Source organism: Acinetobacter sp. AG1 (genome assembly GCF_001005525.1).
Taxonomy (GTDB): domain Bacteria; phylum Pseudomonadota; class Gammaproteobacteria; order Pseudomonadales; family Moraxellaceae; genus Acinetobacter; species Acinetobacter modestus.
Genome location: NZ_LBMZ01000084.1, coordinates 1 through 23254 on the forward strand (window position 1 = coordinate 1; position 23254 = coordinate 23254).

Annotated in this window: 28 protein-coding genes and 1 pseudogene; 27 read left to right on the plus strand and 2 right to left on the minus strand. The window is 35.1% G+C overall.

Annotated elements, in window-relative coordinates; genetic code table 11:
* The 3 genes and pseudogenes from AAV96_RS02595 to AAV96_RS02605 form a co-directional block, all read left to right on the plus strand.
* Positions 1-2048 (plus strand): annotated as a pseudogene (locus AAV96_RS02595) (hypothetical protein); the annotation flags it as partial.
* A gap of 41 nt (positions 2049-2089) precedes the next feature.
* Positions 2090-2521 (plus strand): hypothetical protein, encoded by a 432-nt coding sequence (locus AAV96_RS02600; protein WP_046738210.1) that lies wholly within the window; start codon positions 2090-2092, stop codon positions 2519-2521.
* A 488-nt stretch (positions 2522-3009) separates the two neighbouring features.
* Positions 3010-3462 carry an Sbal_3080 family lipoprotein gene (locus tag AAV96_RS02605; protein ID WP_046738233.1) on the plus strand — a complete coding sequence of 151 codons (453 nt, stop codon included), beginning with the start codon at positions 3010-3012 and terminating at the stop codon, positions 3460-3462.
* 32 nt (positions 3463-3494) lie between these two features.
* On the opposite strand, the gene AAV96_RS02610 is transcribed toward AAV96_RS02605, so the two are convergent.
* Both AAV96_RS02610 and AAV96_RS02615 read right to left on the minus strand, forming a co-directional pair.
* Entirely contained in the window at positions 3495-4145 is a 651-nt protein-coding gene (locus tag AAV96_RS02610; protein ID WP_046738211.1) for a tetratricopeptide repeat protein, read from the minus strand.
* 10 nt (positions 4146-4155) lie between these two features.
* Positions 4156-5343 carry a tetratricopeptide repeat protein gene (locus AAV96_RS02615; protein WP_046738234.1) on the minus strand — a complete coding sequence of 396 codons (1188 nt, stop codon included), beginning with the start codon at positions 5341-5343 and terminating at the stop codon, positions 4156-4158.
* Positions 5344-5441: 98 nt separating this feature from the next.
* Between AAV96_RS02615 and fliQ the strand changes: the two genes are divergently transcribed.
* Genes fliQ through fliP form a run of 24 tightly spaced genes read left to right on the plus strand, consistent with a single transcriptional unit; the run spans position 5442 to position 23118 of the window.
* Complete coding sequence (gene fliQ, locus AAV96_RS02620) at positions 5442-5744, plus strand: flagellar biosynthesis protein FliQ (protein WP_413772439.1); 303 nt, start codon at positions 5442-5444, stop codon at positions 5742-5744.
* Between the two features lie 6 nt (positions 5745-5750).
* On the plus strand, positions 5751-6482 hold the full coding sequence (locus AAV96_RS02625; protein WP_046738212.1) for a flagellar biosynthetic protein FliR: 732 nt from the start codon (positions 5751-5753) through the stop codon (positions 6480-6482).
* A 17-nt stretch (positions 6483-6499) separates the two neighbouring features.
* Positions 6500-7573 (plus strand): flagellar biosynthesis protein FlhB, encoded by a 1074-nt coding sequence (locus tag AAV96_RS02630; protein ID WP_046738213.1) that lies wholly within the window; start codon positions 6500-6502, stop codon positions 7571-7573.
* The gene (locus AAV96_RS02635) at positions 7574-9649 is read left to right on the plus strand and encodes a flagellar biosynthesis protein FlhA (RefSeq protein ID WP_264673815.1); all 2076 of its coding nucleotides are present in this window, start codon (positions 7574-7576) and stop codon (positions 9647-9649) included.
* Complete coding sequence (locus tag AAV96_RS02640) at positions 9646-10371, plus strand: flagellar hook-basal body complex protein (RefSeq protein ID WP_046738214.1); 726 nt, start codon at positions 9646-9648, stop codon at positions 10369-10371. Before AAV96_RS02635 ends, AAV96_RS02640 begins: the two co-directional genes overlap by 4 nt.
* Before the next feature lies 1 nt (position 10372).
* Positions 10373-11128: a flagellar hook-basal body protein gene (locus AAV96_RS02645; RefSeq protein ID WP_046738215.1), complete on the plus strand. Its 756-nt coding sequence runs from the start codon at positions 10373-10375 to the stop codon at positions 11126-11128.
* A 1-nt stretch (position 11129) separates the two neighbouring features.
* Complete coding sequence (gene flgA / locus AAV96_RS02650) at positions 11130-11813, plus strand: flagellar basal body P-ring formation chaperone FlgA (RefSeq protein WP_046738216.1); 684 nt, start codon at positions 11130-11132, stop codon at positions 11811-11813.
* Complete coding sequence (locus tag AAV96_RS02655) at positions 11806-12378, plus strand: flagellar basal body L-ring protein FlgH (protein WP_052750586.1); 573 nt, start codon at positions 11806-11808, stop codon at positions 12376-12378. Before flgA ends, AAV96_RS02655 begins: the two co-directional genes overlap by 8 nt.
* Positions 12375-13478: a flagellar basal body P-ring protein FlgI gene (locus AAV96_RS02660; RefSeq protein WP_046738217.1), complete on the plus strand. Its 1104-nt coding sequence runs from the start codon at positions 12375-12377 to the stop codon at positions 13476-13478. Before AAV96_RS02655 ends, AAV96_RS02660 begins: the two co-directional genes overlap by 4 nt.
* 9 nt (positions 13479-13487) lie before the next feature.
* Positions 13488-13832: a hypothetical protein gene (locus tag AAV96_RS02665; protein ID WP_046738218.1), complete on the plus strand. Its 345-nt coding sequence runs from the start codon at positions 13488-13490 to the stop codon at positions 13830-13832.
* Positions 13832-14230, plus strand: coding sequence for a flagellar basal body rod C-terminal domain-containing protein (locus tag AAV96_RS02670; protein WP_046738219.1), 399 nt, complete (start codon positions 13832-13834; stop codon positions 14228-14230). The genes AAV96_RS02665 and AAV96_RS02670 overlap by 1 nt, the downstream gene beginning before the upstream one ends.
* Positions 14231-14234: 4 nt before the next feature.
* Complete coding sequence (gene fliE, locus AAV96_RS02675; protein WP_046738220.1) at positions 14235-14531, plus strand: flagellar hook-basal body complex protein FliE; 297 nt, start codon at positions 14235-14237, stop codon at positions 14529-14531.
* Positions 14532-14556: 25 nt separating this feature from the next.
* Positions 14557-15909, plus strand: a complete 1353-nt coding sequence (fliF, locus tag AAV96_RS02680; protein WP_046738221.1) for a flagellar basal-body MS-ring/collar protein FliF — start codon at positions 14557-14559, stop codon at positions 15907-15909.
* The gene (locus AAV96_RS02685; RefSeq protein ID WP_046738222.1) at positions 15896-16330 is read left to right on the plus strand and encodes a hypothetical protein; all 435 of its coding nucleotides are present in this window, start codon (positions 15896-15898) and stop codon (positions 16328-16330) included. The genes fliF and AAV96_RS02685 overlap by 14 nt, the downstream gene beginning before the upstream one ends.
* Positions 16314-17024: a FliH/SctL family protein gene (locus AAV96_RS02690; protein WP_046738223.1), complete on the plus strand. Its 711-nt coding sequence runs from the start codon at positions 16314-16316 to the stop codon at positions 17022-17024. Before AAV96_RS02685 ends, AAV96_RS02690 begins: the two co-directional genes overlap by 17 nt.
* A complete protein-coding gene (locus AAV96_RS02695; protein WP_046738224.1) occupies positions 17014-18357 on the plus strand; it encodes a FliI/YscN family ATPase in 1344 nt (447 codons plus the stop codon). Before AAV96_RS02690 ends, AAV96_RS02695 begins: the two co-directional genes overlap by 11 nt.
* An 11-nt stretch (positions 18358-18368) precedes the next feature.
* Positions 18369-18764 (plus strand): hypothetical protein, encoded by a 396-nt coding sequence (locus AAV96_RS02700; protein ID WP_046738225.1) that lies wholly within the window; start codon positions 18369-18371, stop codon positions 18762-18764.
* Between the two features lie 10 nt (positions 18765-18774).
* The gene (locus AAV96_RS02705) at positions 18775-19422 is read left to right on the plus strand and encodes a hypothetical protein (RefSeq protein WP_046738226.1); all 648 of its coding nucleotides are present in this window, start codon (positions 18775-18777) and stop codon (positions 19420-19422) included.
* A 10-nt stretch (positions 19423-19432) separates the two neighbouring features.
* Positions 19433-19846: a flagellar hook capping FlgD N-terminal domain-containing protein gene (locus tag AAV96_RS02710; RefSeq protein WP_046738227.1), complete on the plus strand. Its 414-nt coding sequence runs from the start codon at positions 19433-19435 to the stop codon at positions 19844-19846.
* A gap of 5 nt (positions 19847-19851) precedes the next feature.
* A complete protein-coding gene (locus AAV96_RS02715; protein ID WP_046738228.1) occupies positions 19852-21006 on the plus strand; it encodes a flagellar hook-basal body complex protein in 1155 nt (384 codons plus the stop codon).
* Between the two features lie 3 nt (positions 21007-21009).
* On the plus strand, positions 21010-21762 hold the full coding sequence (locus AAV96_RS02720) for a FliM/FliN family flagellar motor C-terminal domain-containing protein (protein ID WP_046738229.1): 753 nt from the start codon (positions 21010-21012) through the stop codon (positions 21760-21762).
* Positions 21759-22067 (plus strand): FliM/FliN family flagellar motor switch protein, encoded by a 309-nt coding sequence (locus tag AAV96_RS02725; protein ID WP_046738230.1) that lies wholly within the window; start codon positions 21759-21761, stop codon positions 22065-22067. Before AAV96_RS02720 ends, AAV96_RS02725 begins: the two co-directional genes overlap by 4 nt.
* A 12-nt stretch (positions 22068-22079) precedes the next feature.
* The gene (locus AAV96_RS02730) at positions 22080-22397 is read left to right on the plus strand and encodes a hypothetical protein (RefSeq protein WP_046738231.1); all 318 of its coding nucleotides are present in this window, start codon (positions 22080-22082) and stop codon (positions 22395-22397) included.
* Complete coding sequence (fliP, locus tag AAV96_RS02735) at positions 22390-23118, plus strand: flagellar type III secretion system pore protein FliP (protein ID WP_046738232.1); 729 nt, start codon at positions 22390-22392, stop codon at positions 23116-23118. The genes AAV96_RS02730 and fliP overlap by 8 nt, the downstream gene beginning before the upstream one ends.
* Positions 23119-23254 lie beyond the last annotated feature (136 nt).

Here is a 23254-nt window from a genome sequence, read left to right on the forward strand (position 1 = left end):
TGATTATTGTGGCGGTGGTTGTGACAATTTATACGGCTGGAGCTGGCGCAGCGGCATTTGGTGTTTTAGCTGGAGGAGGGACTGTTGGAGCAGCAGCAACAGCGGCAGGTGCAGCTATTGCTAGTGGTTCAGCGTTTACAATAGGAAGTGCAGCGTTACTTGGGACGACAGGGCTTGTTGCAGGTACAACTCTGACAGTTGGTTCAGCAATTGGCGCTGCTATGGTTGGAGCAGCCGTAGGTAGTGCAGTATCTCAACTCGCTGGTAAAGCCATGGGAGTTGTTGATCATTTTTCATGGTCACAAGTTGGAGTTTCAGCTTTAACGGCAGGTTTAACTGCGGGTGTAGGTGCAGGAATCGGGCAACTCGCTTCGAAAGGTTATAGTTGGGCTCAAACAGCAAATAATGCAATAAATGCGGTAAATGCTGGAAAAGAAGGCTTACGTTGGGGGCAAACCTTAGCTGTTGGTGCTTATGCTGGTGCTGTGAGTTATGGTTCAAGTTATATTGCCAATCAGGTATTTGGTAATAACCAAAGCTTTAGTTGGGCAGCATTAGGTTCTTCTGTTGTGGGTTCAATGGCAGGGGCAAGTTTAGGTAAATCTGGGGCATTTAATGCTTTAGGAAAAACAGCTAGTCCATATGCCTATTCATTAGTGAGTGCGAATGCAGCCGCAACGATAGAGGATAAATGGTTTGGCGGTGCAAGACCAGACTACTTGAATGTTTCGATGGCAGCAATAGCGAATACTGTCGGGACACAGTTTGGGGATAAAGCGTCAGATTGGTTAGAAATGGAAGCATTTCTTCGTCGCATGGAAAAATATTCAAAGACAGCACCGTTTTATGCAATGAGTGTAGATGATGCAGTTGGTAAGGTTAAGGGATGGTGGGATGCAGGAGTCGATTATGTTAGTGACGTAGTTTCTGACTATTTACCAAATAATGCAGCCGAACGTTCTAGAGTTTTAATGAGTGGTGGTGAAGCTTATCGTTCAGATACAGTAACGTTACCTGCAATTTCAGTTACAGCAGAGCAACAGGTAATAGAATGCAAACCAACAGATATCACTTATGCTCTTGGTGGTGTCCGTGGTTTTAATATGAGTGTGGCATTGGATAACATTCAGCAAAGTAGAATGTCACAAACGAGAGCAGAACTTCGTCCTTTAAATAAATTAGAAGCCTTCTATCGAGATTATCATATCCAACCATTTGTAAATGGTACAAGAACACTTGGACATGGAATGATTGGACTGGCACGTGAAGCTGCTTACACTACATTTGATGTATTTGCAAAGCGAGTGAATCCTCATGCAAAACCAGAGAGCTGGTTTTTCCAGTCATTAGAATCACAGGGTATATACTCTACAGGTAAAACTATTGTTCAGAATGTTGCAGTTGGGGCTGTAGATGGTGTTTTAAATCCATTCAGAGCCTTAGCTCGAAATGATTACGATGCGTTTGCAGAGTCTTTGCCTAATTTCGCAATTACTGCTGTAGGGGGGGGAGTAGGATTTGCAACTAAGAGTGAGTTAATTATTAATACTCCAAGCCTTAAAAGTCCTGTGCATAAATTATTGTATGGTATGAAAATAGGTGAGGAATTACCTGGTACGGTTGGTGTTCCTATTATGAATAGACCATCTGTTATAGAAATCGAAAATTTGACTGCAAAACATGGCGTTGAGTTCGCTGTTACTTACAAACTAGGGAATGGAAAAAATGGAGGGGGTGGACAGTATTTCTTACATTCAGGAGACAATGGAAGTGTACGTTTTCCAATGGAAGCTGATAGAATGGTGATTAGCCATAGTCATCCTGGAATTAATGGTAAAGATGGTGCTCGTTTTGCTAGTGATGCTGATCTAGCAGTATTAGAATATTTACAAAGTATTGGTTCACCCCAGAGAAGCTCATTAATTATTCCTGTTGGTCGAGATGTCGTAGTGAAATTTGGTGGTGGTCGCGATTTGAGTGGTGGACGAGGTTTAATTTTCTCTGACAGGACTCCAAGTATTTGGATTCCACGTAAGTCTTTAGATTAATTATTTTTTATGACTTATTTATGTTAATGGTGGTATAAGTTTTGGCTTCAAAAGATATTAACAAATTTTCATATTTATGGAATGGTTCCGAACCTTCTTGGTGTTTGAAACGACTACCTACATTGATTGAAATTCTAATAGAATTTGATGAGGTTGGTTTCACATCTAAAGATGCTCTAAAACTGAAGAATAATGTATCTACCTTTTCAAATTTATCTATAACTGATTTATATTCTCATTATAAAGGAGTAAGAGAAATTAATTTGGGTAAATTTGATGAGAGGAAGGCAGTTGAATTAAATGAACGTTTGCAGTTGGTTGGGTTTAATATAAAATTATTAATTGTTAATGACAGGTTTATAATATTTAATAGAGCTGAAAATATGGCCTTAACAATTGAAGACAATGATATATATAAATTGGTAAAAGAAAAAATGATTCATGAAGGAGTGCTGGTTGAAGATCAAGGTTAAATTTGCCTCGTTCCACCGTTGTACGGTGGAACGCCAAACTGGTTTGTTTATGATTTATAAAAGTATTTGGTTGCTATATTAAATTTGCTTATGTTAAATTTGTCCGGCCCTTAAAAATAACAATTCAATCTAATGGTACGCAGTCGTTATAAATTTAAAGATAATCAACATCCCTATTTTATGACTTGCACAATTGTGGATTGGTTACCTGTTTTTTTCTAGTCCACATATCGCAAAGATTGCTTCGTTCCACCGCTGTTGAACTGCACCCAGAAAGACACATTTAGTCTAACTGAAAGGGGGCAAATCATGTAGAACACAATGCCAAATTGGTTGATGATATGATTTTAACAGAGATTTGTTTAACTCACTCATAAACCAGTTTGTCTCACTCTACTAGTATTCGGTGGAGTGAGATAAGTTAAATGCTTGAATTGATCGTTCATCACGTTATAATTCTGCTGTCTTTAAATATGCCACTTTTGTATATGAAAAATAAGAAATTAATTCTACCGTTGTTGGGTGGGGTACTTTGCTCAGCATGTAGCTCATGGCAGTGGCAAGCAGACCCGATTCACCGGGATTATCGACCTTTGATTAAATCTATTTGTATTGAAAATAATCCTAAAGTTAAAATTGATCGTTTTCAGGAAATGTTGATTAATCGTGTAGAAAGCTATCGTATACAAACACAAGCTTTTAATTTCCCATATAAACCTGGCAGTTGTGATTTTGTACTGAACTATGATGCGACTGAAGATTATGATTCAGGATTCTTTATCCGTGATGCCACTTTAAAACTGTATAACCGATCGGGTCAAAGAATCGGACTCTCTGAATACCATGTCTATCGTGGTAGTCTAGATACAACCAAATACCAAGAAAATAAAATTAAAATCAATCGCTTGGTTGATGGACTTTTAACAGTAAAGAAGAAGTAAAATCTACTTCTTCTTTGGATGATTCATCATAATTAATGAGGACCATTCTCCTCATCAATCGTGTCTAAATACGCACCTAAGAAACCTGTTAACTTTTTCTGTTCGGTTGTATTAACAGTCTTAGTTGGAGCTTGAACAGTAGGATTCGGTTGAGTGGTCTCTGTTGTACTTGTTGGCACGGCTAAAGATGAGTTGATCACTGCATTCTCAATTTGAGTGATGACACGTTTAATATCATTATTGAGTGCTTCATTAGAGCAAACAACAATACCTTCCTGAAAATGATGAATAGCATCACTACTTTGTTCTTTAAATAAAGACAAATAGCCCAAAGAGAAGGCTGTAAGTGCAGGGTCGTGTGAGCTTAGAGATAAACTGCTAAAAAGTTGTTCTGCTTGAAAGGTCTGTTGCATTTGTAAATGTAAAAGCCCAAGTTGGAATTGAGCAATATCAAAGGTTGGGTTAATCTCAATCGCATGTTGTAAGGTGGTAATGGCACGCTCAAATAAACCAATTTCAGCATACTGCATCGCTAAAAAATAACAAGCAGCCCCATGCTCAGGTTGTACATTCAATAACTCAGTGAGATAACGAATCGCAGAATGCGTATCACCATGCTCACTGGCATGAATCGCAAGCTTTAAAGTCTCATCGGCATCAAATGGGGATAAAAATTCTTTCATGATGGTCTTCTTAATTTAAATATTTTTGGAAATCGGGATGCTGAGCGAACCATGCATTGACAAGACTTTGTCCTGATTGGTCACTACTTGGTGCCTTTCTGATTAAGATACTGTTCATTTTTTGTTGAGCTGCTTCAGGTGATCCAGAATTATTCAATAAAATATACTCAGCAAAAGTGGCTGCCATACTATGCGCATCAAGCTCAAATGCCTGTTGAATGCGTTGCTTGGCTGCATTGTCATCTTGACGCATCGCTGCAACAACTGCTAAACCACCATAACTATCTGCAAACTCAGTATTGAGTGAGAGAGCGATATCAAATGCCCAAGCTGCTTTTTCAAAATTATTTTGAAGCACATAACACCAGCCAAGTACTTGCCATGTCCCGACATGATCTTTCATATATTCAACAGCTGTGAGTAAATACTTTTCAGCTTGATCAATGTTGGTCTCATAAAACTCAAGCTGACCTAAACCAGACCATGCACGCCCTGATTGCGGATGATGTTCTAAAATCAAATTGAAGTTATTTCTAGCATCGGTGATGTTACGGGCATTCAATTGAATTTCAGCCAGTGCCAATAGTGCTTCAAGTTGATAGGGTTGAATGTTGATTGCTTTAAGCGCTGTGGCTTTTGCATTGGCATAATCAGAAAGATTATGATCGGTTTCATATTGCAATAAAGCAAGATTACCTAGTGCTTCTGCATGGGATGGGTTTAACGCAATGGCTTTTTCAAGCGCGTGTATTGCATCTTCTGGGCATTCCAAATGATGCATAATTCTTGCGTAGAGTACATAGGTATTGGCATCTAAAGCACTCGAAAATTCGATTAAAGGCTGTAAAAGACTTTGCGCTTTTTTGTAATCGCCTAAATAGAGTTGAGCATAGGCAAGGTTGTGCAGTACAGTCGCATTTTCAAACTCAGTACCTAGTACATTTTCACCAAAACTCACAGCTTCTTGAATTTTACCGAGTTGTAAACAAACCAAGCTTGCGAGACGATTTAATTGGGGTTCATCGATCTCTTGTGTTTGTAGATGGGCGATCATTTGGTTGAGCACGTCAACTTGATTAGTATCTAATGCCAATTCAAGAATAGAAGAAATTAAATGTGTATTTTTAGGATCTTGTTCTAAAAAACTAAGCCATCTTTGAAGTTGGCTTGTAGATTCTGGTGAAATAGTTGTTGTCATAACACAAAAGAATGCCTGCATTTTTATCGCAATAGCATAAGTTAAATATATGCATTTGAGAAGAAACAATATTCATTAAAATATATAGGTTTGTTGGAATGATTCCGCTAAACTGTGCGCAGTTTGGAGCACGCGCAATGAATCAAGACCAACTCTTATATTTATTAAAAGAAACATTATTAACGACAGCACTGGTTGCTGCACCTGTGCTTTTGGTCATTATGATTGTCGGGCTGATTGTGAGTATTTTGCAGGTTGCTACGCAAATTCAAGAAATGACACTCACCTTTATTCCGAAGTTAATTGTGTCAGTCATTGTTTTGCTAGTTCTTGGGAGTTGGATGATTAATCACTTGCGTTCATTTGCGATAGAAATGTTTCTAAAAGCAGCTAATTTTTAAATCATTATGTTTGGTTTTTTAGAATTTACAACGATCTTATTATTATCATTACGCTTGCTTCCTATTTTTGTGGTGATGCCTTTAAATATTTTTAGTAAAGCACCACTACTGTTTCGATTGATTATTGTGCTTTCAATTTCAATCATACTGGCAGGTTTAGTTCCAACCACAGTAAAAGTTTTAACGCCTTCGCTCATCATGAGTGAATTTTTACTAGGCATCGTCATTGCTTTTAGTTTTCATACTGCATTTGCAAGCTTGGATTTGGTTGGAAAACTTTTAGATTTACAAATAGGGATTAACACAGCAGGTATATTTGATCCATCTTCTAGTCATTTAAATGGTGTTGTTTCTGAACTGTTAATTGCACTTGCTGGGGTCCTGTTTTTTATACTGAATTTACATCATACCTTGTTGCGCGGTTTAGTCGCTCTTTTTAAAATAGTGCCACTAGGTGCATTTGATTTTCATCTCTTAAATATAAAAAAATTAATGAGTGTGATGGGCACACAATTTATTTTTGCTTTTATTATCTTACTTCCCGTCATACTCGGCGTATGGTTGGTGGATATCGCTTTTGCAGTCATGTCCCGTTCTATGCCGCAAGCAAATATTTATTTCTTGGCATTGCCCGTCAAATTCGTTGTGGGTTTACTTTTACTGATGTTTACAATGCCAATGATTGTCCAAAATGTCCCTAGACTCTTTGAACAGCCTTTAAAGCTGATCTTATTTTAAGTGACTGGAGGATAATGATGGATGATCAACAAGAAAAATCTGAACAGGCAACACCTTATAAATTAGAACAAGCCCGAAAAAAAGGAAATGTCGCAAAAAGTATGGATTTATTATCCTTCGTTGTGATTGCAACCTTTATTGCTGGTTTTGCCATGTTTGCAGGAAAAATTGCTTTAGAAACACTGAAACAAACAGCATGGTGGCTCAGTCATGCCGATATGCTTATTCAGAACAACTTAGCAAATGTGGCTTATATGGGGGGTAAAAGTCTATCTAAACTCTTTACTGCCATTTTTCCTCTGGTTTTAATTCTGATTATTGCTGCAATCGCTGTGAGTCTTTTTTACAGTGGTTTTGTTTTTTCATTTATAGCATTAAAACCCGATTTTAGTCGATTAAATCCTGTGAAAGGATTGAAAAAGATCTTTTCAAAACGGATGTTTGTTGAAGTTATTCGAGTCATTATCAAAGGCTGCCTTTTTTTTGTTATTACTTATCTGGCTATTCTTTATATTATTCAACAATTGATGAGCCATTTATCAAGAACCCCTCAAACGATTACTTTAGTCTTTAGTCAATCTGTGATTACTTTAATGCTGAGTTTGCTTGCAGTCATGGCTGTTTTTGCACTCTTTGATATGTGGTATGCCAAACGAGAATTTTCCCGTCAAATGCGCATGAGCCATAAAGAGGTCAAAGATGAATATCGTAATCGAGAAGGTAGTCCAGAGTTAAAATCGAAACGTCGACAAAATCAGCAAGAGTTTTTTACAAAAGTAAAAGCGATTGCTCAAGTAAAGAAAGCGGATGTAGTGATTATTAACCCGACACATTATGCCGTTGCATTAGTTTATCATCCAGAAAAAATGCAGACACCTATTGTTTTAGCGACTGGAACAGGTATGCTTGCGCACATGATTAGGCGGGTTGCACGTAAAAATCAAGTACCTATTCTACATCGCCCAATTGTGGCTCGATATATCTATGCAAACAGTGTGATTAATCAGCCGATACCGACTGAAATGCATAATGATGTGGTGGATATTTATCGTTGGGTGATTGCATTACCAAACTCAAAGTTGAAGCTGTAAATGATGATTGATAAAAAGAAATTAAAATTTGAATTTTATAATCTAGCTTTGGTGATCGGGGTTATTGGCATTTTATTAGTGCTATTTACACCCATTCCAACATGGCTACTTGATTTTCTATTATTGACGAACTTTGCAGTTGCATTACTGATTTTATTGTTAGCATTAGACACAGAAAAACCATTAAGCTTTTCAACTTTTCCATCATTATTATTGATTACAACTTTATTTCGTCTCGCACTCAATATTTCATCAACACGTTTGATTCTAGATCATGCTGATGCAGGCAAAGTCATTGCTGCCGTTGGTCATTACATGGTGGCTGGAAACCTCGTTGTTGGATTTGTAATTTTCTTTATCCTTGTTGTCGTTCAATATATTGTCATTACCAATGGTGCTCAGCGTGTTGCAGAAGTCGCTGCTCGTTTTACCTTAGATTCATTACCCGGCAAGCAGATGAGTATTGATGCTGATCTGAATATGGGGTTGATTGATTCGGATGAAGCAAAACATCGTCGTCATCAATTAGAACAAGAGTCTAATTTCTATGGTGCGATGGATGGCGCATCAAAATTTGTAAAGGGTGATGCGATTGCTGGTGTTGTCATTATTATCATTAATATTATCGGTGGATTATCCATTGGTATGTTGCAACGTGGTATGGGATGGGCTGAAGCATTACAGCACTATTCATTATTAACCATAGGTGATGGAATTGTGACCCAAATCCCATCTCTCATTATTTCAGTTGCTGCGGGTATTATTATTACACGAGCAGCTACCGATACACGTTTGGGACAAGCACTGGGCAATCAATTTTTTGCATATCCTCAAACCATTATGATTGTTGGTTTTACTTTAGTCATCATGTTGTTTTTGCCGGGTTTACCCATTATACCGATTTTAATTTTATTACTAATCTTAGCAGCCGCAATATGGTATTCGTTAAAATATAAAAAGAATCAGGGCTTAGCAGGTGAGGATTCAGCAGATATCGATGCAGATGAAAATGTTGATCAGCAGAAATCCAATGATTTCAAACCCGCTGCATTTGAATTAAAAGTGAGTTCAAACTTAGAGTCTTATGTTCTAGGGGAATCTAAGTCACTTTATCAACGATACAATAGTTTGCAAAAGCAACTGTCACTTGATTTAGGTATTTTTTTACCAAAACTATCGATTAGTGTGGATAAGAAACTACCAGAAAATCATTATCAGATATTGATTTATAGTGCAGTCGTTGCAAGAGGAAGTGTTAATTATTTAAAGTTTTTAGCAATTAACTCTGGTAATGCAGCTATGAATAGTATTTCTGGAGAAGAGACAAAAGAGCCAACTTATGGTTTACCAGCTTTATGGATAGATGAAGCACAAAAACAACAAGCGAGAGCACTAGGATTCACAATTGTTGATCCTGAGACCGTGATTGTGACCCACTTATCTGAGAATATTAAACGTTATCTGAGTGATTTTTTAACGCGGGCTGAAACTGAAAAATTAATTCAATTACATAAAGATAGTATGGGGTCATTACTGGATGAGCTTATTCCTGCGGTATTGACTTATTCTGATATTCAAAGAGTTCTACAATTGTTACTAAAAGAACAAATCAGTATTAAAAATATTGAGAAGATTTTAGAAGTACTTGTAGATGTCGGGCGGGTGAATAAGGTTCCAGAAGATTTAGCAGAAAAAGTGCGAGAACGCTTGGGATCGATTATTTATGAGCGTTTTCTTAGTCTTGATGGTTCATTACAAGTGATGACGATTGCGCCTGAATTAGAGAGTCATATGTTGGCGATGGTTAGAGTAAATAATGAAAGTATGCTACCTCCTCAATATATTGATAAATTCCTAAGAAGTATCGTACAGGAAACTGAAAAGCAATTAGCAAATAATATCCAGCCTGTTCTATTATGTTCACCTTCGATTCGACGTCCTCTGAGAGCAATGATTTCTCGTGCTATTCCTCATGTTGAGGTGTTGTCGATTGCTGAGTTAGGACAGTTTATTCAAATTTCATCAGCAGGCATTATCTCAGTTCCTGATTTTCATCCAATGGAGATGAGTGCATGACCGATCCAATAATGCAATTGGCGAACGTAATTCAACAAGAGTTTAATGCATTAAAGACAATTTCTCAGAATACGGCCAATATAAATACGGTTGGTTATCGAAGTGAAAGTGTATTCAGTACGCTAAGTTCTTCACCCACAGCACAAAAAACATTTTCAGATTTAGCTCAAAGACAAACTACCTCATATTTAAATAATAATAATGGTTCATTTATAGAGACTAATAAACCTTTAGATTTTGCACTATCGGGTAAAGGCTGGTTTGTTGTTGCAACAAAGGATGGTTTTTCTTTAACACGTGATGGGCATTTTCATATAGATAAAAATGGATATTTATTAACACGGCAAGGATTATCTATTTTAGGTCAGGAAGCAAAGCCTATTATAATTTCAGAAAAGAATTTAGATGCATTGAAAGTAGATTCGAAAGGTTTTATTCATGACCCTGAAAATGATCAAGTAATAAATCAGATTTTAGTTGTTTATGCTGAAAATGGTGATGTTAAATCTGAAGGAAATGCATTATATTCAGCTTCGAGTGTCAAACAATCTGATCAGAATGAATATCAGATTTTTCAAGGGAAACTTGAACAATCGAATGCTGTTATGAGCCAAGATATGGTTAAAATAATGGAATTGTCTAGACATATTGAAAGTTTGCAGAGAGCAGTAAACACTTACGATAATTTATTGGATACTGGTATAAACCAATTGGGGAAATGAAATGATTGATGCAATCAGTATTGCAAATTCTGGGTTACTTGCTCAACAAAAATGGTTAGATACGATTTCAAGTAATATTTCAAATATGCAAACGATGGGCTATAAAAAAGAAAATGCTCAATTTGCTAATCTTGTTGCAAGTAACAATAGCAATAACCGAATATCAGAACAAGGAATAGGGGTTTCATTAGAACAGACCTATACCGATTTTAAAAATGGTGATGTTCAGACTACAAACCAACCTTATGATTTTGCAATCCAAGGTCAGGGTTTTTTTGAAATTGAGCAAGCAGACGGTAGCTTAGCTTATACGCGCATTGGTCAATTTCATGTGAACTCAGATGGGCAACTTGCTTTGGCCAGTGGGCAGACTTTAACCGCAGATGTTCGAATTCCCCCTGATGTTGAAAAGGTGGTATTAACAGCTGATGGTACATTGACTGGTAAGATTATTGGTACAGGTGAAGAGCTAGAACTCGGTAAAATTGAACTGGTTCGATTTGAAAATGATAGCCAACTGAAGAAAATCGGGAATGGTTTATATACGGCAACTCAACCAAGTGGTGAGCCTGAATCGGGTGAGTTACGTACTGATGGAATGGGTATTGTATTGCAAGGTCATTTAGAAATGTCGAATGTAGATTTGGTAAGTGAAATTTCTAATTTAATTATGGCTCAAAGAGCTTATCAGTTAAATGCAAGAGTGTTACAAGCCGGAGATCAAATCATGGAAACCATAAATAATTTAAGACGTTGATATGCGTTTGAAACGATTCTTTATCTTTGTTCTGTTATTTGTGAGTAGTCATGTGCAGGCTTGCGCAGGTTTAAATGGTGAACAACTCATCGAGTCTGCAAACCAGATAGTCGCAGAGCATATAGAAAGTGATCAGTCTTCTAAGTTATTTCCTTTATTTGAGTCTTCAGATCGTTTGTATTCTCAGTTAACACTGAAAACATCTGTTTATCAACCTAGGGTTGCGTTTGAAGTTGTAGATTGTGAGCAATTGACAGGGATTTCTAGAAAGAAAGTATTGTGGTTTAGACCTGAAATCAAAATGATGGCTTGGGTGTATAAACAAAATATGATACGTAATCAGCCTCTTAATCAGACTTCTTTTGAATATCAAGAGATTGATATAGTTAAAGAAAAGATAAGTAAGAGTCTACTCGCTATTGCTCCATTTAATGAAGATGCATGGCTTATACAATCTGTGAAAGCAAATACCCCTATTCTGAAACAACATTTGGCTAAGACACCTTGGGTTTATCGTGATCAGCATGTGCATGTTTTGGCAGTTTCAGAGGGTATTACGATTCAGACCGAGGGTATTGCACAGCAATTTGGGCAATATTTAGATAAAGTAAATGTACGTTTATCGAGTAATCATCAACTTGTACGAACAACGGTGATTGAAAAAGGAACTGTTAAAATTGATTAATAAAATTATTTTGATTTTATCTGTTTTATTAACGAGTCATGCTATGGCGCAAACAAGTTTAATAAACACAGAAAATTATCAGGCTTTAACGAGTGACAGACGTGCAGTGAGTGTTGGTGATATTTTAACTGTTTTAGTTGCTGAGTCGACTTCGGCAAAATCATCTGTTGGAACCAATGCGAAAAATAAAACCAATTTGTCATTTTCTGCGAGTACTTTAACAGCTAAAGCAGATGCTGGTTTAGGTGTCGAAGGTGGTGCAAGTGGTGAAGGTAATACATCAAGGCAAGGACAATTAAAAACAGTTATTTCTGTTCAAGTTAAAGAAAAGCTCCCTAATGGATATTTAAAAGTTGAGGGGAGTCAAGAGGCAATGATCAATAATGATAAACAGCTCATTCAAATAAGCGGTCTTATAAGACCTGACGATATTAGTTATGATAATACAGTTTATTCTTATCGTTTAGCTGATGCAAAAATTCAAATTAATGGTAAGGGGGTCGCTGATGACTCTCAAAAACTCAGTATTTTTTACAAGCTTTTTCATTGGTTAAGAATAATATGAAAAAAGTATTGATTGGGCTGGTTACTCTACTTTATTTTAATCCATATGCCTTTGCTACAGGTAATATGGTTAGATTAAAAGATTTAGTTCGCATACAAGATGATCGTGAACATGCTTTGATCGGTTATGGCTTAGTTGTTGGATTAGCACGTAGTGGTGATTCAGATCGAAATAGCACAACAAGGCAGGCCTTAGTAAATACATTAAAGCATTTTAATGTAAATATTAATGAGCGTGATTTAAATACGCGTAATACTGCTGCGGTCATGATTACTGCGAAGATGCCTCCATATAGTGAAACAGGTGATAAATTTGATGTTGAAGTGTCATCAATTGGTGACGCAAGAAGTTTATTGGGCGGAACTTTAATTTTAACGCCGCTATATGGACCTGATAATAAGTTATATGCTTTAGCGCAGGGTCCTCTTGTTGTTGGTGGGTATTCTTTTGAAGTGAATGGGAATGCATCACAGAAGAATCATGCAACTGTTGGACGAATTCCTAAAGGCGCATATTTAGAAAAAGCGATTGAAAATACCAGTTCGCAAGATAAATTGGTACTTGTTTTGAATCAACCTGATTATACAACAGCAAATCGAATTGCTCAGGTTATTTCAAAACAAGGGGCAAATGTAAAAGTAATACATGCTGGCAAGATTGAGGTTTCAATTACACCTTACACACAAATTCCTAGTTTGATTGCAAATATAGAGCGTTTGGAAGTTGAGCCTGATCAACTTGCAAGAATCGTGATCAATGAAAAAACAGGAACTATTGTTGCTGGTGCAAATGTTAAAATCAGTGAAGTGAATATTTCACAAGGCAACTTAAATATTAAGGTAGATACCGAATATTTAGTTTCTCAACCAATGCTTGTGGGACGTAATTATAATCCAAATATTTCTACAGAAGTTGTTCCCCAAACCGATTTAAAAGTGAATGAAAATACAGCAAATTTTGTTTCTTTACCAAAGGGGGCAACAGTATCTGGATTGGTTCAAGCATTGCAAAAAATGCGTCTAAGCACAAGGGATATCATCACTATTATTCAAGCAATCAAGGACGCAGGTGCCTTAAATGCTGATTTAGTCATTCAGTAGGAGATGAAAATGAATGATATTTCAAGTATTAGCCATACACTAGTAAATGCGATGAACATACAAGATATGCGGATTAAAGTCGCTGCTACGAATGTAGCAAATATAAATTTATCAGGTACTTCAGGACTCTTTTTTAATTATAAGCAATTAATGAAAGATGTATCGTTACATAACTTGACTTATAATCAGATAGATCTGAATAGATATCAAAGTCATATTCCTAAGAGCGAAATAAAACTTGATGAACAAACATTTGAAGCCGTAACAGCAAGTGGTCGTTATCAGGGAATCGCAGAAATGTTAAATAGGAGTTATGGCTTAATGCAATTAGCAATACAAGGAAAAGAGTTGTAATGCAACTTTCTAATTTATCCATTCAAGATGTAATAGCCTTTGGCTTGAAACATGAAAAAGCAAGAGTTGAAGCGGCAAGTTATAATATTGCTATCGCAAATGTAGCCTTACCAAATAAAAATGCAGCGTCTGTGCTACAAGTTAAAACTCATCCGACATTTTTAAATGATATAAAAAACAGTATATATCTAGATACTGTATCCAATTATAAGACCAAAAGCATCTATGAGCCTAGTCATCCATTAGCGGATAACAATGGGATGGTATTTTATCCTGAGGTAAATACTGCAACGGAGATGGCTACTTTGGTTTCAGCAAGTAGAGCATATGATGCAAATATTCGTATTTTTAATAGTATTAAAGATATGACAGCCAAAGCCTATGAAATTGGAAAATGATTAAATGTACACACTAGATGCAATCAGTTTTGATACAACTACACAATTGCCCAAGCTAGGCAAGCCTTTGAATGGAATTGTAGAATCAAAACAACTTAGCTTTTTAGATATGCTTAATCGTAATGATGCCATGTATAAAAGTGCAACTGAAAAGGTGATGCAATATGCAGCAGGTGAAAATATACCTGTCCATGATGTCATGGTTTCCATGGAAAATGCAAAACTGTCATTTCAATTTGCTGTTCAAGTAAGAAATAAGCTAGTTGAGAGTTATCAAGAAATCACACGTATGCAAATCTAAGCAACTAGTTTGAGTAAGAGAAAGAATGAATTTTTGGGGTAGAAAGTCTGCTTTTTTTATAAGCGGGATTGGGTTTATTATTCTTGGATTTATTGGCGCATGTTGGTGGTTCTTAAAACCAACATATGCACCTTTATTGCAACAAGAAAATAAAGAGATTCAGGCGAAAGTAATCAACATACTAGACTCATCTAATATTCCTTATACGATTAAAAACAATATTGTTGAGGTTGAAGAAGAGAGACTAGGTGAAGCAAAAATTGCTTTAGATAAAGGTGGTTTAAGCAATCCTGAAACAGTTGGTTTTGAATTATTCAATGAGACTGATTATGGAATGTCTGATTTTGCACAAAAAATTAATTTCCAACGTGCATTAGAGGGTGAACTGGCTCGATCTATTATGACAATGGATGGGGTCAAATATGCTCGTGTGCATCTCACTCCTGAAAGAGATACAATCTATGAAATAGATAAAGCAACTGCTAAAGCATCTGTTGTTATTGAAACGATTAATAATTATCAACTGAATAAAGAAAGTATTGAAGGTATTCAGAACCTAGTAGCATCAGCCGTAAGTGGTCTAGATGCTAAGAGTGTTGTGCTATTGAATGATCATGGAGAAATTGTTAGCAATAATTTAAACCGTGAATCTAGTGCTTTGAATCGATCAGAAGATATTGAAGCTAAAATAGAAAGTAAAGTAAGAAGTATACTTTTTCAGTCTTTTAGTATTAGTAAAGTGAGTGTTTCTGCAAATGTTCAAGTTAATTTTGATAAGAGAAAGGTCACCAGTGAAAAACCGATTCTTTCAGATGCAGGAATTTTATTATTAAGTAAAAAAGAATCATCCTCTAATACGTCTAATATAGAAAATGCAAAGGCATCTCAGAGTGATAACTCTAGAGATAGCGAATATGCAATTGGGAAAGAAACATCTGAAGTTGAGTATGCTACAGGGAAAATAAGTAAAATTAATGTAGGAGTAATCGTTCCGAATACATTAAGTGCTATACAATTACTCAACATCCAACAAGTTTTAGAAGTTGGTCTTGGGATTGATAAAAAACGAGGTGATAATCTTGTTCTCGTAAGTAGTATGCTTCAACCTGAAAATATTGTACCTGCACCAACGCAACCACAGAAAACTGAAGTGTTAGACCATGATCATGCTACACAAGTTTCTACATCTAACATTTTTAGCCCATTTAATATTGTACTTTTCTCAGCTTTATTTTTGATATTGCTATTTCTTATTATTAAATTTATTCGTCAAGAACCAAGTCGTGAGAAGAATGAGAAGGATGCATTATCTGATGAAGAAAGGGAACAGCTCTTGGTTAATTTGAAATATTGGTTGGGTAAAGATGAATCCAAATGAATATGCTTTAAGAGCTTGGGTGTTAAAATTTTATAGTTTGTGCCCAGTTGATCAAGAAAAAATTAAATTGAACTTATCTCAATGTGAACAAGACAAGCTAGATGAGTTATTGATTCAAATTAAAGCCTTGGGTATTGAGCAAAACTCACCTTTACTTGGTGAGACTACTTTAGACGATTTAGATCATCAAGATATATTACCGATACTTCTTGATAAAATAACCGAAGTAATACCTCCTTTTTGGTATGTTCTTGTTGGCAATAAACTTTTTTCAGATATTTCTTTAAGTAAAAAACCATCATATTTTAAGGAGTATCTTGACTGTAAGGAACATCTTAAAGATTTTGCACTAGCACCTAAAATGCAAATCACTTTAGATGCATATTTCAATGAAAAGGTAGCAAATGAGTACAAGAAATAAGGAACCTTCAGTCTTATTAAAGCAAGTACAGAAAGCTGTTAATACGATTACATTAGGTCAAGTTCCAGCTGAAAATCCGACTCTCAATAAGCAGGGAAACCAACCTACAAGCCATGAGATGGATTTATCTAAGAATTTATTTCAAGTCCAAGAACAGGAAAATAATTCCCGAGTACAAGAGTTAGCTGAACTGAAACAAAGCTATGAATTAGAATATAAAAAAGCGATTGAGAGCGAGAAATTAAGACTAAAAAAACTCCATGATCAACAGCTATTATTGTTAGAAAATCAATTTAAAACAAAAGTAAACACGCTCAATAGTTGTATTGCTGAGTTTGATCGGAACTTAAAAGAGTTGAACGCTTCTATGGAGAAAATCTCTGTAAAAGTGATTGATAGTATTTTAGAGAAAATGGTGTTTAGTTTATCAGGTCATGAAAAATTTATTGTTGATATTATAAAAAAAGCAGTTCATCAACATAATCTAAATGAAGGGTTTCTATTAAAAGTTCCTTCAACTGATTTCGATATGATTAAAAATGTGATTGCAGATATGGAGTCTTATAAAATATCCATAGAAAAAGACAGTAGCTTAGTGAGTGGGCAGCTTATCGTAGAACTCAATAATTCAGTCATAGATATTGGTTTCAGCCAACAAATCAATAATGCTAGGCGGTTATTAAATGACGAGTAATGTTGATCGTATTGTAACCAGTATTTTAAAAAAACTTGAAGTTGTGTCCTTCAGTCAGGTAAGTGGCAAAATTAAAGGGATTAGTGGTGTCAGTATTGAAGCAACAGGCTTAAATGTAAGTATTGGAGAAATTGTACTTATCATTAGCCGTGATACTTCTGCTGATATGTTTGCAGAAGTCATCTCTGTGAGTGAGTGTTCTTTCACCTTAATGCCTTTTGGTGATATTCATGGGCTTAGCCTAGATTGTAAAATTATCTCTTCAGCAAAAGCGATTCAAATTCCAGTCAGTTTAGATTTAAGAGGGCGAGTATTTGATTCATTGGGAAATCCAATTGATGAAAAACCGTTGCCAGAGTCTGTAGAATTTCTTTCTAAAAATTTAATACCCATCAATCCATTACATCGTATTCCGATTACTCAAAAATTTAATACTGGGATAAAGGCAATTGACCTATTTACTCCAATTGGTATTGGGCAACGTATTGGAATTTTTGCTGGTAGTGGCGTAGGTAAAAGTACTTTATTGGGAATGCTATGCAAATATGCGACTGCAGATGTGATTATTGTTGCATTAGTTGGAGAACGGGGGCGTGAAGTTACCGATTTTATTTCTGGGGTTTTGGGTGAAGAGGGGCTAAAAAGATCCATTGTTTATGTTGCAACAGCAGAACAACCAGCGGTATTCCGTAGATTTATTGCATATACGGCAACTGTTGTTGCGGATTGGTATCGAGCAAAAGGCTTTAATGTATTATTAGTAATGGACTCAATTACACGGTTTGCGTATGCACAACGTGAAATTGGTTTAGCTGCATCAGAGCCTACAGGTCTTAGAGGTTACCCGGCTTCTGTGTTTTCCCAGTTGCCGCCTTTGATTGAAAGAGGTGGAGCTCTGATAGGCCAGGGGGCGATTACCTCTATTTATACAATTCTTGTAGAGGGTGATGATTATAATGAGCCTATATCTGACCATATGCGGTCAATCTTAGACGGACATATCATGCTTGATCGTTCACTTGCTGATAAAGGACATTTCCCTTCAATCAATGTCCTAAAAAGTATTAGTCGACTTTCAAGTATTCTACATACAAAAGAGCAAAAGAACGTGATCGCTCAACTCAAAAAGCATTTGGCTTTGTATGAAGAATTCTCAGATATGATTCAGTTGGGTGCTTATCAATCTGGTCAAAATATCTTGCTAGACTGCGTTATAAAAAATAAGCCTAAGATTGATGCGATGTTAGTCCAGTTCGAAAACGAAATGTTAGCGACAGATAGTGTATGGATTATCGCAAAAAATATTGTAGATGAAATAAACGCTGCGGGTTAAATGTTGTGGACATGAATTTCTTAGTAAAGAAACAAGCCGTAGTGAATTTTTTTCAATTACAGTACATGATGATGCAAAATGAGATAAGCACTTTAAAAGTGAAATGTCATGAGGCTGATCGCTTGATGCATAAAAGTCAAAATGAATATTTACTACTGTTAGAAAATGTCGCTCAATTACAAAGAAGTTTTGGTTTTTTTATTGATAATAGAACTTATGATGAAAGTTTTATTGCGATTAATAAAAAATATCAAGAATATTTAAGCAATAAAAAAACGAGTTATGAACTAACAGAATCATTGCATGATAAGATGAATCTTTTAGTGATACATAAAAGAAAAATTGACCACCTGAATCGTGCTATTCGAGAATTTCAGTTGGTAGAATCTTATAAGCATTTAGATTGAGTATATTGTTTTGGTCAGTACTAACGTAGATCATATCGCAAAAACTGTTTATGACAGTAAAGATGAGTTATTCAAAAATAGAAAAGAGCAGGGAAATGGTCTGTTTGATCCCAGTTTTTTAAATACAATTAAAGAAAAAGCAATAAGCAAAATAGATATGGATAAGAACACATATTTGAAAACAGATGTACATCAAAATAATGCAAAAACGATAAATTATGAAGAAAGTTATGATTTAAAAAGTACTGCTGTAAATCACTTATCTTACTTAAACGAAATCAGTCGTTTTAAATTGCCCCATCAAATGGCGTCTAATGAATACTCTAGAAGCTCTCTATCTATGCAAAAAGATGTGATTGAGAACCCAGTGGTAGACAAGAAAATTGTAGAAAAATCGATTCAATTCGTAGAGTTTTTTCACCAACAGGGTTTTAGGGTAGAGATTAGCTCAAATAATAAGGCTTTGATTGAGCCTACGAAGATTTTAGGGGAGTTACCTCACTTTTTTAAGAAAAATATTCTGATTACAAAATCAGAGTTATTTATCCGAAGTTTTCAGGAAGATCATGTTGAATTGCTAGAAAATATTCAAAGACAACTCCCTAGTAGTATTGATAGAATATGGATGAATGGAAAGATCATTTGGTCCAAAATCTAACGAGATAAGTATGGCTATAGAGGCTCTTGGAAATAGTTTAACTTCTGCAACTGGAGAGGTCAGTCGTAGTAATTTAAGTCAAAATGATTTTATCAAACTTTTTATGACTGAATTAACATTTCAAGATCCACTTGAACCAATTAATAATAGAGAATTTCTTGCCCAAATGGCTCAGTTCACCAATCTAGAACAAGCCCGACTTACAAATGAAAATATTAGTAATTTGGTATCAATTAATGCGACTTTACAGTCACTTAGCATTATTGGAAAACAAGTAGAAATTGTGACAGATAGTGGTAGCAATATAACAGGTACAGTATCTGCTGTGAATTTTTCTCAAGATGGTTCATTAATCAATGTAAAACAGGCTGATGGTAGTTTTTTAACCAATATAAAAATGTCCCAAATTAAAACTGTAAGGTAATAAAAATGACTCAAGCACATTTCAATGGCGTAAGTGGCTTAATTGCATTTTCTACTCAGCTTAATAATGTTTCTCAAAATATTAGTAATATGAATACACCTGGTTATAAGGGAAAAGATAGTTTTTTGAAAGATGTCGAAAGTAATAATGGCATGGGGCTGGGGGTAAGCTATGAAGGTACAGGAACAAGAACTAAAAATGGTGATTCTAAACAAACTGGTAACCAAACTGACTTATATATAAATGGAAAAGGTTACTTTATATTAAAGGACTCAAAACAAGAATTATATTATACACGTGCTGGTCAGTTTAAATTTGATGAGAAAGGTAATCTTGTTGATCAGTCTGGTATGTATAACGTTATGGGGGTTGATGGCGGGAAATTAACGGCTATAAATATAAATAATTATCTTTCCCTTCCTCCTGCACAGACAACGATTCTTGATATGAATGGAACACTCAGTACAGCAGAGACAACACCTTATAAATTAAATAATGTAGGTGTTTATGATGCGACAGGGTCACTACGAAATTTATCAATTAGTTTTGAAAAACAATCGAATAATACAACAGTCGGAAGTAAATGGTCTTATACAATAGTTGATGCAAATAATAAAACACTCAATACGGGTGTAATAAATTTTACCCTAGCAGGGACTGTGCAAGATCAATCTTTGGATATTGAGTTGAATTTTGATGAGGGCAAGCAAAGTCTAAAACTTGATCTCAGTGGCATCAGTGTTGTATCTGTTGGAACGAGTAATATCCAAGCAAGTGCAACAGATGGAGGCACTCGTGCAGGTATTGTTGGTTATAGTTTCGGGGCTGATGGTATTCTTGAAATAAGTTATAATAATGGGCAAAAGAAAAAAACGACACAGGCTGTTGGCTTAGCCGATTTTTCTGATGAATCAAAACTTATTCAAGATCAAAATGCCTTTTTCCAAAAAACTGAGAACATCACGGTTAAGTATAGTAAACCTGATTCAGATTACTTTGGCAAAATTCAAGGGGGATATATTGAGTTAGCAAATATCGATCTAGCTCAAGAATTTGGTAATATTTTAATTATTCAAAGAGGATATCAAGCGAGTTCGCGTGTCATGAATGTCGCAAATGAAATGCTAGAACAGCTTTATAATTCTTCTCGTGGTGGTTAGTAAATGAAATACGATATAGGTTTTTTGAAAAAAAATGAAAAGAACCAACTTATAGAAGTTATTTATGAATCGACCAAACAATGGTGCGAACAGTGGTTAAGTTCAGATGATAAAGCAATTATCGAGTTAAGTGAATATTCAATATACCATCAAACTTTGATTAAAGATGTTGGCTTGATTTGTTTTGATCATAATCAAAAAGCAGGTTTTTTAAACACCAATAACGAGCTTTGGACAAAAATTTTGTTTAAAGGCCTTGAGCAAAAAATACCAACTGGTAATTTAACTTCTTTCCTTATAGAAAGTGCTAAAAAAGATTTCTTAGTTAAAATTCTAGAAAATGATGAATCAAATAATATTGGGCATCACTTAACTGAAGCTCATGATATAAGCTTTTTAGGAATTCCTATTGTCTTTGATATTCATTTAGGGAATGAAAAAATTCAGCTATTAGTGGATGCCAGTTTTGTGAATACTCGGTTGGATATTGATAGAGCAAACATCTCAAATAATTTTATAACTGTTGATTCAGTTCATGAGGAAATTGCCGACTTATCTATAAAATTTAATTTGGATAAGTTATCAATTCAAGATTTAATGGATATCCAAGTTGGTGATGTTATTAAATCTAATCATCATCTTATTGAGCCATTTAATGTTCTTTGTAATGATAATAAAATAGCATTTTGTTCATTAGGGCAATCAGAAAATCATCGAGCAATTTTATTAACATCTAATCATGAGACTAAAAAGTGACCACTCAAATTAATGAAATTAACCTCCCCACCTTGACTGACGTTGCTGGGAAAAACTCTCCTAATTTAATTAAAGATAAACTCTCTGTTGTTGACCAAGTTGAGGTTGAATTAATTGTCGAGGTAGGTAGTGCCAAACTCACGGTTGGTGAATTATTAAATTTAAAGCAAGGTAGTCTCATCAAATTAGATCAACTTGTTGATGAACCTCTAAAATTGTATCTGAAAGATAGACTTCTTGGTTATGGAAAATTGGTTGCTGTGGATGACATGCTTGGATTTCAAATTACTCAACTTAATCCATAAATAGTATCTGACATGAATTTTAAGCAAGATGAATTAATCTCATCTGGGTATGTGTTCTATACATTAGGCATTACTGTCACATTATTAGTAATAGCTTATCTCATATTGTTATTCTTTAAGAAAAATCTTATTGCTAAATTTTCTCAGCAATCAAAGACGGATGAGAAATCACAAGTGATTAAGTTATCACCTAAAGTTACATTATATATTATCGATAGAAATGATCATGATCTTGTGATTGTTGAATCTAACCAGAATATTTCTGTTACTCATGTATCAAAGAATCCTAATAGTAAAATTTTTAGTGATGGGCAAAGTGTTAATGAGTAATAGATCATTTGGTAAAGTATTAATCACTTTGTTTGGTTTCTTGATTAGTGTTGATTGCTTTGCAGCAGTGGAGTCTAAACAAGCAGATATTATGAATATGATGAACCCAACATCAACATTCATATCTCTAACATTATTAAGTTTAATTCCTTTAATTCTGGTTGCTACTACTACATTTGTACGAAATGTAATCGTGTTATCAATTATGCGGCAAGCATTAGGTTTACAACAAACACCACCTAATATTGTTCTAATTTTACTGTCCTTTTTTTTAGTGATGATTGTGATGGGACCAACATTTGAGGTTATTAATCAAGTTGCGTTCCAGCCGTATCTAGAAAATAAGTTAACAATACAAGATTTTTTTACTAAAGCTTGGGAACCCCTAAAAACTTTTATGATTACTCAGACTCACCAATCTGATATCAAATTGATTTATGACTTATCAAAAACACCTTTACCTGTAGATAGTGCAAGCATTTCACCAATTAAGCTTATACCTGCATTTATGCTCAGTGAGCTAAAAGTTGCATTCCAAATAGGTTTTGTAATTTTATTACCATTTTTAGTGATTGATATCATAGTTGCTTCGATTCTGATGTCACTGGGTATGATTATGGTTCCACCAGTCACTATTTCCTTGCCAATAAAGCTGTTGCTATTTCTGTTAATTGATGGATGGAGTCTACTATTTGAAGTACTCATTAGAAGTACCTATTAATTGGAGTAAATTAAAATTAGTGAAAATAGCAGTAAAAAATTAAATTTTAATATTTTATTGATCTATAAGTTTTTAAATTTGACTGTCATATCTTCCGCTAAATATGTAAATAAGTCCTTGTTTTTACAAGGGCTTA